This window comes from Flavobacterium aquariorum (assembly GCF_003254745.1).
In the GTDB taxonomy this organism is placed as follows: domain Bacteria; phylum Bacteroidota; class Bacteroidia; order Flavobacteriales; family Flavobacteriaceae; genus Flavobacterium; species Flavobacterium aquariorum.
In genome coordinates, this window is sequence record NZ_QKXH01000003.1 from 1 (window position 1) to 12,267 (window position 12,267).

A 12,267-nucleotide genomic window follows, 5' to 3' on the forward strand; every position below is an offset into this window, starting at 1 on the left:
CTAACAGCCACTACAACGGATTTGGGCATTGGGCTTAATGGAAAGAGGGTTTTGTACTTGGGATGATTTGGCAAATCCGAAGAATGGGCTTAATTTAGTCCCAAACCCGCTGTAGTGCCAAGACGTTGGCAGTAATACTGAAAAAAAATGAGTGAAAAGAAAGAATTTAGAGTTCTAATTCCAGACGAAGAATATCAAATTATTGAATTCAAACAAGAAAATTTGCCAGCGGTTGGGGTTGTAAATTTAAGTCTAATTGAATTTGAACCTAAAGAAGTTTTTTCTTGGCATTGCTCAATAATGATAAACTTTGAAAACTTTATCGAAAATGGAATGCCTGCAAATAATGATGTTTTAATTGCTGAAAAATTTGAAGATTTTTTATCCGAAAACATAAAAGGTGCTGACAAAGAAAAACCAAATGCATTATTTCTAGCGAGAATTACTTGGAACGAAACAAGAGAACTAATTTGGAGAGTTTACAATGCTAAAATAGTAAACGAATTTTTGGAAAAAATAATTGACGAAAAAAAATATCCATTTCAATTCGATTACAGAATTGACGATGATGAAGAATGGAAACTTGCTGAATGGCATTTACAAAGCGTAAAATAAAGTACTACTGCCAACACACGCTACAAGCAATTTGGGTATTAGGCTTAATGGAAAAATTGGTTTGTATTTGGAAGATTTGGCAAATCCGAAAGATAACGCTGATTTAGTCCCAAACTGCTTGTAGCGCGAGAACGTTACCAGCAATAGTCGAGCTACACGGAGAAAAAAAAACGAATTAAATAAATGGAAAAACAAGCAAAAGTAACTGTCAAAGGAACAGGACAACTTAATGGTTCAAAAACTATTAATAAAACAGTAACTATGGATGCTTCTATGGCAAAACATTTTACTGGTGGAAGTAGATATGATGTTATAGAAGATTTTGTTAGAACTCATTATCCTGGAATGAAATTCAATCCTAAAAATTTTTCTGCAAATGTAATTTATAATGTGTCTAGCAATGATAACACTTCAAATAAAGGTTCTTTTTTGGGTAGAATATTTGGAAGTAATAATGATGAGGAAGAAGAAATTGAAGAAAGAGTAACTAAACCAAAAGTTGAGAAAACCAAACTTACCGAAGAACAAAAAGAACTTTTACGATTTAGAGATGAGGAAGATAAAAGACAAGCAAAACTGAAAGATGAAGAATATCAAAGAGCAAACAAAATAAAAGAAGATGAATTTAATAGACAACACAAATTAAATTTAGACGAATTAAATAAAATTGAACAACAACGAATTAATAAAGAAACTGAAAGAAATTTATTAAAATCAAACAATGAACTCTCTCGAATTGAAAAAATAAATTCATTAATTGATTTTCACAATTTAAATTCTGCTCAAGAAATAGAAACTCATCTTGAAAACTTGCTAATTTCAATATCAGGTTTTAGCCTATCAAAAGAGCATAAGAATGAAAATTTTTATAATGACAAAATGATAAACAAATATAAAATTTGTTTAGAAAAACTGAAAGTAGTTTCACAAAATCCCGAAAGACTTAAATATTTTATTAAAGAATATAAAAAAATTCGCAACAAACGAGTTTTAGGTAAAATTATTGGATTTATAAAAAGCCTAGATGCGAGTAATCAACAATAGATGGAAGAAAACAATATATTAAGTGAAAAATTAGAAATCAGAAATAGTATAATTAATTTCAAAAATGATGTTGATGTACAAAAACTTCAATCTTTATATTTTTCAAAATCCTTTTCTGAAATACTTTCTATCAGCAGACGAGAAATTAGTCATAGTTCGTTTATAGCTTGGCTATTAGACAATAAAGAAAATCATTTACTATCCTTTTTCACAATTCAAAAATTTTTAGAAATAATTATTGTAAGATGTTCAACTGAATTAGAAAAAAAGCATCCTCCTTTTTTTAATTCAGTTTTAACAGATAATTACTCTATAAAATCTGTAATTATTGAAAAAGAAAAAGGTTTGGGTAAATTTGGCAGACTTGATATTTACGCAGAAATTTTGCTCTTAATTGATAATACAGAACAAAAGGTAAAACTTATCATTGAAAATAAAGTTGAAAGTAAAGAAAATAATGACCAAACAAATGGTTATTATCAATACTTTAATGAAAGTAAAAAAGAAAATGAGATTATTTTTTATATTTATTTAACAGCAATTCCAACGTTAGAATTAGACCAACTAAATGAACCTGAATGTAGTTGTAAAAATTTCACTCAAATTAATTACCAAGATTTAGTAGATTATTTAATTGAACCTGCCTTAAACCAAAATATTTCAGATAAAACAAAATTCATATTAAAAGAGTATTTACAATCATTAAGTCAACCATCTCTTGAAGATGAAACTACAAAACAAAAACAAGGTTTAATTATGGCTCTTGGAAAAGAAGAAAAAGAATTACTTTCAAACTTTTGGAAGAAAAATGAAAAATTAATTATGTCTGCAATGTACGCAATAAGTACAGATGACACTCAAGACGAAGAAGTTAGAGAAACAACTAACAAAGCATTAAATGCCTTAACTTCAAGTAATAGGGATTATAGTACGATAAGTTTATATCTTGATGAAAATTTAATAGTAAGCAATTTTAGAAAATCTGATATTGGATTTTACACAGTAAAATTATTAGATGAAAAAGGCTTAATTGATGAAAATATATTTAATTTTTTGAGAGAAGATAAAAGCTGTAATTTTCAATTAATAAGAACCAAACAAGAAGTTAATACTGAAACTGAATTAAAAAAATATCGTGTAAATGGTAAACCTGAATTAATTTATGAAGGAGAAAGATATTATGTAGCAAGAAATTGGGGAAAGGTAAATGGTTTTGACAATACTGAAAGACTAATTGAGAAAATAACTGATAAATTCCCAAGTATTAAATACAAAAGAAACGACTAATTCCAACGTAAAAGAAAAAACTACTGCTGGTAACACACGCTACAAGCAATTTGGGGATTAGGCTTAATTTGAAATTGGTTTTGTAATTGGAAGATTTGGCAAATCCGAATAATGGGCTTAATTTAGTCCCAAACTGCTTGTAGCGCGGGGACGTTGGTGGTAACCTTCAAAAAAATGACGCAATTAAGAAAAAATGGAGAATATTAAAATAACAAAAGTTGATCTAACCGAAATTTTCAAATTGCAAAAAATTGGCAGAAAAACGTTTGAAGAAACATTTTCAGAATCGAACTCTGAAGAAAATATGAAAAACTATTTGGAAGAAGGATTTTCTATTGAAAAACTTACTGCTGAACTAAATGAAAAAAACTCTGAATTTTATTTCGCTTCACTTTCTGATGAAATAATTGGTTACCTAAAAATTAATTTTGGAGATTCACAAACAGAATTAAAAGACAGTAAAGCGTTGGAAATCGAACGAATTTATGTTTCAAGAGAATTTCACGGAAAAAGTATTGGACAATTACTTTATGACAAAGCAATTGAAATAGCAAAACAGAAAGATGTAGAATATGTTTGGCTTGGTGTTTGGGAAGAAAATCCAAGAGCAATAAGTTTTTATAAAAAAAATGGTTTCGTTGAATTTGACAAACACTTTTTTAAATTAGGTGACGATGAACAAACTGACATAATGATGAAACTCAAATTGAATTAATAAATTGAGTAAAAAAGGCAACCACCAACACACGTCTTGCGCCATTTGCGAATTTAGTGGAATTACCGTTTTTTTATCATATTTTCGTAAAGCCGAAAATACTCGTCTTCGTAAGTCGCAAACGGCGCAAGGCGCGAGAACGTTGTGTGCAAGGCTAAACGACCTCTTCATCCAAACTTGAGCAAACGATTTTTGAAATAGAAATTTAATATATTTACAATGCCAAAATGTTTTTTAAAACAACACTATTATGGACATTACAAATCTTCCCGAACATTTATTTGAAGGTAACTACACGGGCACATCAGACCTGCAAATTGCTAATTACGAGGTGTATAAACATGTTTCCAAAAATAAGATTAACCTAAACAAAAATGTATTCAGTTTTTTGTTGGACGGACAAAAGGACATTCACTTTTCTAATGACATCGTTTCAATAGATCATACACAATCCTTGCTCCTTGCGTCGGGGAATTTTTTAACAACAGAAATTGTTGGGGCAAATAATTATAGTTGCCTACTCTTTTTCTTTTCTCAAAAAAACATTAATGATTTTTTATTGGAATATGGGCATTTATTTAACCCAAATGACTTTAATAAAGCAGCTACCAGTAGTCCTTATTTCCTTATGAAAAAAGACAATTTTATTATCCATTTTATTAATTCTATTAAACAAATTTATGGCTTGAATCAAACAATCTCTCAAAAGATTCTGGAATTGAAATTTGAAGAAATTATGCTGTATCTGGCTGATAAGTATGGGCAAAGTTTTTTTGTTTATCTACATTCATTGTTAATCAACGAAAGAGAATTATCTTTTAAAATGGTCATTGAAAAAAATCTGTACACGAGTTTGAATATTGAAGAGGTCGCTTTTCTATGCAATATGAGTTTATCTACTTTTAAGCGAAAATTTACACAATTATATCAAGAGTCTCCTGGAAAATGGTTTCAACTAAAACGGCTCAACAAAGCCAAAAAAATATTGCTTAATAATGAAGCGACACCATCAGAAATCTATATGGACTTTGGTTATGATAGCTTATCAAATTTTAGCACAGCCTTTAAAAATGAATTTGGTTACAGTCCAAAAAACATTATGAAAACTTGACCTTTTTTCATAAGTTTTTGAACTAAATAAAAAAGCCTCACAAGCTTCAATGAGCTACATTTGTTAAAACAAAATTGGTTTAATTTAAAAATATAAAGACATGAAAAAATTAGGACTATTAGTTCGACTAGAAGCAAAAGCTGGAAAAGAAAAAAATGTTGAAGAGTTTATTACAAGTGCATTGCCACTTGCTAATGAAGAAGCGGGTACTATTACATGGTATGCGTTCCGTATTGACGCTTCTACATTTGGCATTTTTGACACTTTTTCAGATGAAGATGGCAGAGAAGCACATCTTGGTGGTAAGATTGCAAAGGCGTTAATGGAAAATGCACCTGAATTGTTGGCTACTGCACCATCTATTGAGAAATTGGACGTTTTAGCGGCTAAATAAACATACCACAATTATTATAAAATGGCAGCCTGTCAAAGTTCTGTAAATGAATTTGGACAGGTTGCCTTTGTTTACAAAACAGCTTGATAATAAATTAAGCTTAGACTGACGAAGAAACCCAGCACACAACAGCCGGTAAGCAAAATTGCCGGGTTTTCGGTAGCCGGAAGTTGTGGTTTCACGAATAATATTTATCTTCGGCAGAGAGAACTCGGATCGCTTTGGTCGGCAACTTCGCTTACCGGCGGCACGTTAGGATGTATAGCTCCGTTGACGAGAAACAGCTGAATTTAATCGGGCGTTTTAGTTCGTAAAAGCAAAATGAAACAGAAACCAAGCCGACCGAAAACGGAACCGAAATTCAGCACTTAATTATTGCGGAAAAACAAAACGTGAACCGTTTTTTGGACAATCGAAAGCGGATTTTTTTTGAAATTTAACTGAAAGTTGAAACTCAAAAGCGAAAACTAATTGGAATGGAAAATCGGAAGGCGGAAAAGCTTGCCGAAATTGGAATCGATAATTGAAATGTCAAATCGTTCGTGCTCAACATACGTGTCGCTACACATCCTAACACACGCTACAAGCAATTTGGGTAATTGGCTTAATTTAAATATGGTTTTGTATTTGATAGATTTGGCAAATCCGAAGAATGGTTTTAATTTAGTCCCAAACTGCTTGTAGCGCGAGAACGTTACCAGCAATTTTACCAAAAAAAATCACATAAAAAAGAAACAAATATATAATGATTAAAATATTAAAATTCCTTTTATTTATTCCATTAATTTCTTTCGGGCAAGAAAAAAGCGAAACTAAATCTGAATATCCAAATTATGTTGGAGACATCGAATTTAATTCTGAAATTGACAATAAAGATTTTGAGATATGCAATTTAAAACATATTTATCAATACTTCAATAATTCTGGCGCTTTAGAATATGAAGGAGAAAAATTGGCTATTGAAAAAGAGTTTGCTGAAAAATATAAATCAGAAATCATTAAAAATGAAACAGGGTTAATTAGAATTAATTTTGTTGTTAACTGCAAAGGAAAAACAGATAGATTTCGTTTGATTTCTATGGGCGAAAATTATGAAGAAAAAGTTTTTGTTAAATCAATAACAGAACAACTTATGAGTATTACAAAAAACTTAAAAGGTTGGAAAGTGAAAAAATACAATCAAAAAGAAATCGATTATTATCAATACTTGATTTTTAAAATAGAAAATGGACAATTAAAAGAAATATTACCTTGAGAAATTTAACTTACTTATTTTTACTTTGCCCTATTTATTTATTTTCTCAACCAAATTGTAATGCTTATTTGTACAAAGGTGATACCTTAGAATATAAAGCCTGTATTGAAGCAGAAAAAACGGAAAAACTCTATCAATTTCAAAGAGAGTTTCAAGAAACTCTTGATAATGCAATTAAAATTTGTCCAAATTTCGCATATGCTTACAGAGAAAAATCAACAGCTTATTTAAAAAGTGGAGACTTTTTAACTTGGAAAAAATTAATAGACAAAGCAGTTGATTTAGATTTTAGTTTAAATTTAGGTTATCGTGCTTGGTGTCGTTATCAATTTTTTAGAGATTATAATGGGGCCATAAAAGACATTGAAAAACTGGATAGTTTGGCAAATTATAATATTGGATATTCATCAAATGGAGATTATCATTTGAATATCACAAAAGGGATGTGCTATAGCGCAATAAATCAAAAGAAAAAAGCAATCAAAATATTCAACGAACAATTAGAAACAAAAGATTATTTGCCTGGATTATATGATTATTATCAACTAGGCGTAACATATTATGAAGTTAAAGATTATTCAAATGCTTTAAAATCATTTAGAAAGCAAAGCGAGATAAATGAGTTTGCTGACAATTCCTATTATAAATGTAAGGTTTACAAAACATTAAAAAACCAAAAAGAATATAAAAAATATAAAGAAATTGCGTTAGAACTGTATGCTGAAAATAAAAAAATGTTCGATCCTTATACTCGACATTTTAATAGTGTCTATTATGAAACAATTAAAAATGAATAAAAACTGCTGGTAACAGCTACTACAACGGATTTGGACAATTGGCTTAATGGAAAGATGGTTTTGTATTTGGGATGATTTTGCTAATCCGAAGAATGGTGTTATTTTAGTCCCAAACCCGCTGTAGTACCAGAACGTTAGTGGCTATTTTACCGGAAAACAACGAAAATGAAAAGAATATTCTACTTTTTTTTAATTCTTAATTTCAATTTTTGCTTCTCGCAGTTTGGAATAATAAATGATTTGGACGGATTTGTAAATGTTAGAAGTTCAGCCGAAAAAGGAAACAATATATCTGATAAATTGGAAAATGGTTTTATAGTTTATTATTTTGAACCTGAAGGAAATTGGGTAAATATTAACTACAAAAAGAACGGAAAAGAATTAAACAGATATATTTACAAAGACAGAATTAAATACATAACCGATTTTACAAATATTCCATTGAAATCAAATCTTAATGGAAAAGTAAAATTGGAAAATGAAAACGTAAAAATTGAAATTAGTGAAACTAAATTTATCAAAGAAAAACACAAACTGAAATTTTACAAAAACGAAAAAACTCAATTAGACAAAATTGATAATTTGCAAATATTTGGAACAGATGGAAATATTCCGAAAAGAGAATATAAATCAATCCAAATTGAAATAAATAATGTAAAAATAGAATTACCAAATATTGCTTTGAAGAATTTATACGAACCAAGTTTGTATAATTCAAAAGCAAACTATGACGAAAAAAATGATATTTTATATATTTTATCGTCAAATAGTGACGGAGCAGGTAGTTATGAAATTATATGGATTATTGAAAAGAAGAAATACAAAAACAGAATTGAAGCATATGGATTCTAACAAAAAAAACAGCCACTAACAGCCGTTTGGCGAGATTGGGGTTTTAGGCTGAATTTAAAGTTGGTTTTGTATTTGGAATATTTAGCAAATCCGAAGAATGGGCTTAATTTAGTCCCAAACCCGCTGTAGTGCCAGAACGTTAGCTGTGATTTTACCGAAACACTGTTTCAAACCTCACAGAAAAACAATTTGAACTTTACAGAAAAACAATATCATTAAAGCTGTTTTAATTTTGTCAAATAATTTTAAAATATAATAAAAATGGCAAAGACAGTAATTATCACAGGTGGAACAACAGGTATTGGCAAAGCAACAGCTCTGCATTTTGCAAAAAATGGATACAATGTTGTTATTACAAGTAGAAATGCGAACAAAGAAACGGAAGTTTTGGAAGAATTTAAAAAAGAAGGTGCAGAGGTAACTTTCTTTCCTTTAGATGTAACGCGTGAAGAACAAGTTAAAAACGTAATTGACAAAACGGTTGAAAAATTTGGAAAATTAGATTCTATCGTAAACAATTCAGGAGTTTCTTTAGGAAATGCTTTATTGGCTGATACAGAATCGGACGAACTGAAACAAATGCTGGAAACTAATGTAATGGGTGTTTATTACGGAATGAAACACGCCATTAATGCAATGTTGAAAACAGGTGGCGGAACTATCGTAAACCTTGCTTCCATAGCAGGTTTGAATGGATTAGTAAGCACGGCTCAATACAACGCTTCTAAACACGCCGTTGTTGGTTTAACCAAAGGTGGTGCATTGGATTACGCTACCAAAAATATTCGTATAAATGCAGTTGCACCAGGAGCAATTAAAACCGATATTTTGAAAAATGCAATTGCTTCGGGAACTTATGATGTTTCGGGAATTGAAGCATTGCACCCAATGAAACGTCTAGGTGAACCGGAAGATATTGCAAAAGGAATTTTCTTTTTGGCTTCAGACGAAAATCCTTTTATGACGGGAACTGTATTGAGTATTGACGGTGGCTATAATGCAAAATAATCAAAATAAATAAATCCCTAAATTGGCTGTCTAAAAAGAGACAGCCTTTTATATTTAAAAAATTAATAAAAATGGATATAATGCAAAACACTATAAATTGGTATAACGGAGAAATATTTGAGGGAAAATTTATCCTCGGATTTGGATTTTTCTTAATCTTAACGGCTTTACTATTTTACTTTTTAGGGAATACGCCAACCGCAAAAGCATTGTTGATTCCAATGTTGGTTATAGGTATATTTTTTTCTATAACAGGTGCAAATATGATTCGTTCCAACGGAAAACAAAAGCAAGAAATTGAAAAAAAATATGAGCAAAACCCAAAAGAATTTATAAATACCGAAATTAAACGTGTAGATGATTTTCAATATTTATACCCAATGTCTATCGCTATTAGTTTGGCTTGTTTTCTCATAGCCATTGCCCTGCTTTATCTTACACAAAATGTCCATTTAAAAGCAATCGCCATTTCATTAATCTTATTTGGGATGGCTTTTGCGGTAATCGATTATTTTTCAAAAGAAAGAGCAACAATTTATTACGAACAATTAAAATCATAATTCTGAAATAATGATTGAAGATAGAATCCGAATTAATATTTTGTTTTCTTGCACATCGCAAGAGAAAAAAAATTTTGATCCTTTTGTTCAAGACCACGCTTTGGTCTGTGTTCTAAACGGAAGAATGGTAATTAACGACGGCATAGAAACCTTTCAGTATAACAAAGGCGATATTGGTTTTGTATCAAAAAATCAATTAGTAAAAACCCAAAAAATCCCTCAAGACAATAAACCCTTTATGAGTATCAGCATTTTTTTACCCAAAGAAACGTTGTATAATTATTCAAAAGAACACAATATTTTACCAAAAGGAAATTATTTAGGAAAACCTAATTTTATATTTCAACCCGACCCATTTTTAAAAGGGTTTTTCGATTCTATGCTTCCTTATTTTGAAAATCAAGAGGCACTCACCAATAATTTAGCGACTATTAAAACTTTTGAGATTATTGAACTTTTGCTTCGGTATACCACAATTCAAAATTTACTTTTCAATTTCGAAGACGATTTTAAAATTGACTTGGAAGCGTATATGAACAAAAATTATATGCACAATATTCCGTTGGCGCAATTTGCAAAACTCACAGGTAGGAGTATTTCAACATTTAAAAGAGATTTCCAGGAAATTTTCAATCAAACCCCTAACAAATGGCTTATCAAAAAGCGATTAGATTTAGCCCACTTTTTAATATCAAAACAAGGCAAAAAGCCCAATGAAATTTATGACGATGTAGGTTTTATAAATTTCTCTCATTTTTCAAGAAGTTTCAAAGCAGAATTTGGAATAAACCCTTCAGAAATAGAAAAAAACCACAGCTAATAGCTACAACGGATTTGGGCAATAGGCTTAATGGGAAGTTGGTTTTGTATTTGGGAAGTTTAGGCTAATCCGAAAATAAGGCTTAATTTAGTCCCAAACCCGCTGTAGTACCAAGAAGTTAGCGGTCAGTTGAGCAAAAATTGAGTAATAATGAAACGATTACTAACATTAACTACAACATATAATTTTATTACAACTTGGACATGCTAACTTAGCCACTACAGAAAGTTAAGAAATAATCTTAATTTTAACCTATGAAACAAGTGCGCAAAATTTATGACAAAGCTTTTAAATATAAAGTCGTTCAATTGAGTTATGAGAGAACAAATGTATCAGAACTTGCCAGAGAGTTGGGAATAACAGCACCACAGTTGTATAAATGGCGTAAAGAGTTCGAGGAATTTGGAGAAGGAAGTTTTCCTGGGAAAGGGAATTTAAAACTAACTCCTGAGCAAGAAAAAATCCACGAACTAGAGAAAAAACTCAAAGATGCCGAGTTAGAACGCGATATATTAAAAAAAGCAATCGGCATTTTTTCCAAGAGCGTTCGATGATTTATAGTTTCATAAAAAGCAATGAACAACTATTCCCGATTGAAAAAATGTGCAAAGTTCTACAAGTAAGTAGCGGAAGTTATTACCGATGGAAAAAACAAGCAATCACCGCAAGACAACAACTAAAAATTGCCATAAAAGAACAGATAACATTGATTTATTTTGGAGCCAAACAAAGATATGGAAGTCCTAGAATAACATTGGAATTACAGCATTTAGGTTACAAAGTTTCACGAATTACAGTTGCAAAATACATGAAAGAACTTGGCTTACGAAGCAAATTAAACAAAAAGTTCAAAGTAACAACCAACTCAAATCATAATTATTTAGTTGTCGAAAATGTATTAAACAGAGAGTTTATTGTAAAAATGCCTTCAAAAGTTTGGGTTTCGGATATTACATATATTAAAACTAAAGAGGGATTTGTATACCTGACCACTATTATGGATTTATACGATAGAAAAATTATCGGCTGGAGTCTAAGCGATGGAATGAGTACTGCGGAGACAACGCTTGGAGCTTGGAAAATGGCAATTAAAAATCGAGATATTGAAGAAGGTTTGATTTTTCATTCTGACAGAGGTGTCCAATATGTCAGCAAAAAGTTTGTAAATGTTCTTGATTCCTATAAAAAAATAATCCGCCGTATGAGTCGTAAAGGAAATTGTTGGGATAATGCTGTAGCGGAAAGCTTCTTCAAATCTTTGAAAACCGAATTGATTTATGGGAACAAACTGATTTCTAAAGAACAAATGAAACTGGAAATCTTTGACCCGAGCAAAGCGAACTGGCGTAGCAATATATTGAAATTTGGTACAACAGAAAAAGAAGACATTCTACTTTGAACTATGCAACTATTGAAGAATTTAATAATCAAATTAATTACAAAAATGTAGCTTAACTTAATGTGTAGTTTTTATTTGCATATCCAAACCATTACTGCCTTTAAAAATGCAGCCGGTCAGAAGTAATAAGTATAACTGACAATTTTAAGATGGAATTATGCTGTTAAACGCAAGAGTTACTCCGAAAATGTTTCTCCTGATTCACTTTAGCAATTAAAATAAAGCTAAGTAAAGTAGTCCGAAAATAATACGCGCAGCCATTAACAACGGTTTGACAATATTGAATTTTAGGCTTAATTTAAAAATGGTTTTGTGCTTACAAAGTCAGTCTTTAATAGAAATTTAAGATTTTTTAAAATCAATCATATATCTAAAAACCAATACATTACAATCAACTTTTAAAAATATTT

General features: G+C 30.4%; 12 protein-coding genes and 1 pseudogene. All 13 read left to right on the forward strand.

What is annotated here, in order from left to right:
* The first annotated feature begins 147 nt into the window (after positions 1-147).
* Positions 148-615 carry a DUF695 domain-containing protein gene (locus tag DOS84_RS05290; RefSeq protein ID WP_111409084.1) on the forward strand — a complete coding sequence of 156 codons (468 nt, stop codon included), beginning with the start codon at positions 148-150 and terminating at the stop codon, positions 613-615.
* 183 nt (positions 616-798) lie between these two features.
* The gene (locus DOS84_RS05295) at positions 799-1,659 is read left to right on the forward strand and encodes a hypothetical protein (RefSeq protein ID WP_111409085.1); all 861 of its coding nucleotides are present in this window, start codon (positions 799-801) and stop codon (positions 1,657-1,659) included.
* Positions 1,660-2,946, forward strand: coding sequence for a PDDEXK-like family protein (locus tag DOS84_RS05300; RefSeq protein WP_111409086.1), 1,287 nt, complete (start codon positions 1,660-1,662; stop codon positions 2,944-2,946).
* Positions 2,947-3,139: 193 nt separating this feature from the next.
* The gene (locus DOS84_RS05305; RefSeq protein WP_111409087.1) at positions 3,140-3,661 is read left to right on the forward strand and encodes a GNAT family N-acetyltransferase; all 522 of its coding nucleotides are present in this window, start codon (positions 3,140-3,142) and stop codon (positions 3,659-3,661) included.
* 250 nt (positions 3,662-3,911) lie between these two features.
* On the forward strand, positions 3,912-4,772 hold the full coding sequence (locus DOS84_RS05310; protein WP_243636324.1) for a helix-turn-helix domain-containing protein: 861 nt from the start codon (positions 3,912-3,914) through the stop codon (positions 4,770-4,772).
* A 100-nt stretch (positions 4,773-4,872) separates the two neighbouring features.
* The gene (locus tag DOS84_RS05315) at positions 4,873-5,166 is read left to right on the forward strand and encodes a putative quinol monooxygenase (RefSeq protein ID WP_111409088.1); all 294 of its coding nucleotides are present in this window, start codon (positions 4,873-4,875) and stop codon (positions 5,164-5,166) included.
* Positions 5,167-5,911: 745 nt separating this feature from the next.
* Entirely contained in the window at positions 5,912-6,421 is a 510-nt protein-coding gene (locus DOS84_RS05320; RefSeq protein ID WP_111409089.1) for a hypothetical protein, read from the forward strand.
* Positions 6,418-7,218 carry a tetratricopeptide repeat protein gene (locus tag DOS84_RS05325; RefSeq protein WP_111409090.1) on the forward strand — a complete coding sequence of 267 codons (801 nt, stop codon included), beginning with the start codon at positions 6,418-6,420 and terminating at the stop codon, positions 7,216-7,218. The genes DOS84_RS05320 and DOS84_RS05325 overlap by 4 nt, the downstream gene beginning before the upstream one ends.
* A 165-nt stretch (positions 7,219-7,383) precedes the next feature.
* On the forward strand, positions 7,384-8,070 hold the full coding sequence (locus DOS84_RS05330) for an SH3 domain-containing protein (RefSeq protein WP_111409091.1): 687 nt from the start codon (positions 7,384-7,386) through the stop codon (positions 8,068-8,070).
* A 261-nt stretch (positions 8,071-8,331) separates the two neighbouring features.
* On the forward strand, positions 8,332-9,078 hold the full coding sequence (locus tag DOS84_RS05335; RefSeq protein ID WP_111409092.1) for an SDR family NAD(P)-dependent oxidoreductase: 747 nt from the start codon (positions 8,332-8,334) through the stop codon (positions 9,076-9,078).
* Between the two features lie 80 nt (positions 9,079-9,158).
* A complete protein-coding gene (locus DOS84_RS05340; protein ID WP_165830398.1) occupies positions 9,159-9,638 on the forward strand; it encodes a manganese efflux pump in 480 nt (159 codons plus the stop codon).
* 10 nt (positions 9,639-9,648) lie between these two features.
* Positions 9,649-10,458, forward strand: a complete 810-nt coding sequence (locus DOS84_RS05345; RefSeq protein WP_111409094.1) for a helix-turn-helix domain-containing protein — start codon at positions 9,649-9,651, stop codon at positions 10,456-10,458.
* A gap of 254 nt (positions 10,459-10,712) precedes the next feature.
* Positions 10,713-11,913, forward strand: a pseudogene (locus tag DOS84_RS05350) (IS3 family transposase).
* Positions 11,914-12,267: the final 354 nt, after the last annotated feature.

Excerpts from the sequence above, each read along its gene's own strand:
- DOS84_RS05290 (WP_111409084.1), top strand. The coding sequence starts at position 148 with ATGAGTGAAAAGAAAGAATTTAGAGTTCTAATTCCAGACGAAGAATAT.
- DOS84_RS05295 (WP_111409085.1), top strand. The coding sequence starts at position 799 with ATGGAAAAACAAGCAAAAGTAACTGTCAAAGGAACAGGACAACTTAAT.
- DOS84_RS05300 (WP_111409086.1), top strand. The coding sequence starts at position 1,660 with ATGGAAGAAAACAATATATTAAGTGAAAAATTAGAAATCAGAAATAGT.
- DOS84_RS05305 (WP_111409087.1), top strand. The coding sequence starts at position 3,140 with ATGGAGAATATTAAAATAACAAAAGTTGATCTAACCGAAATTTTCAAA.
- DOS84_RS05310 (WP_243636324.1), top strand. The coding sequence starts at position 3,912 with ATGGACATTACAAATCTTCCCGAACATTTATTTGAAGGTAACTACACG.
- DOS84_RS05315 (WP_111409088.1), top strand. The coding sequence starts at position 4,873 with ATGAAAAAATTAGGACTATTAGTTCGACTAGAAGCAAAAGCTGGAAAA.
- DOS84_RS05320 (WP_111409089.1), top strand. The coding sequence starts at position 5,912 with ATGATTAAAATATTAAAATTCCTTTTATTTATTCCATTAATTTCTTTC.
- DOS84_RS05330 (WP_111409091.1), top strand. The coding sequence starts at position 7,384 with ATGAAAAGAATATTCTACTTTTTTTTAATTCTTAATTTCAATTTTTGC.
- DOS84_RS05335 (WP_111409092.1), top strand. The coding sequence starts at position 8,332 with ATGGCAAAGACAGTAATTATCACAGGTGGAACAACAGGTATTGGCAAA.
- DOS84_RS05340 (WP_165830398.1), top strand. The coding sequence starts at position 9,159 with ATGCAAAACACTATAAATTGGTATAACGGAGAAATATTTGAGGGAAAA.
- DOS84_RS05345 (WP_111409094.1), top strand. The coding sequence starts at position 9,649 with ATGATTGAAGATAGAATCCGAATTAATATTTTGTTTTCTTGCACATCG.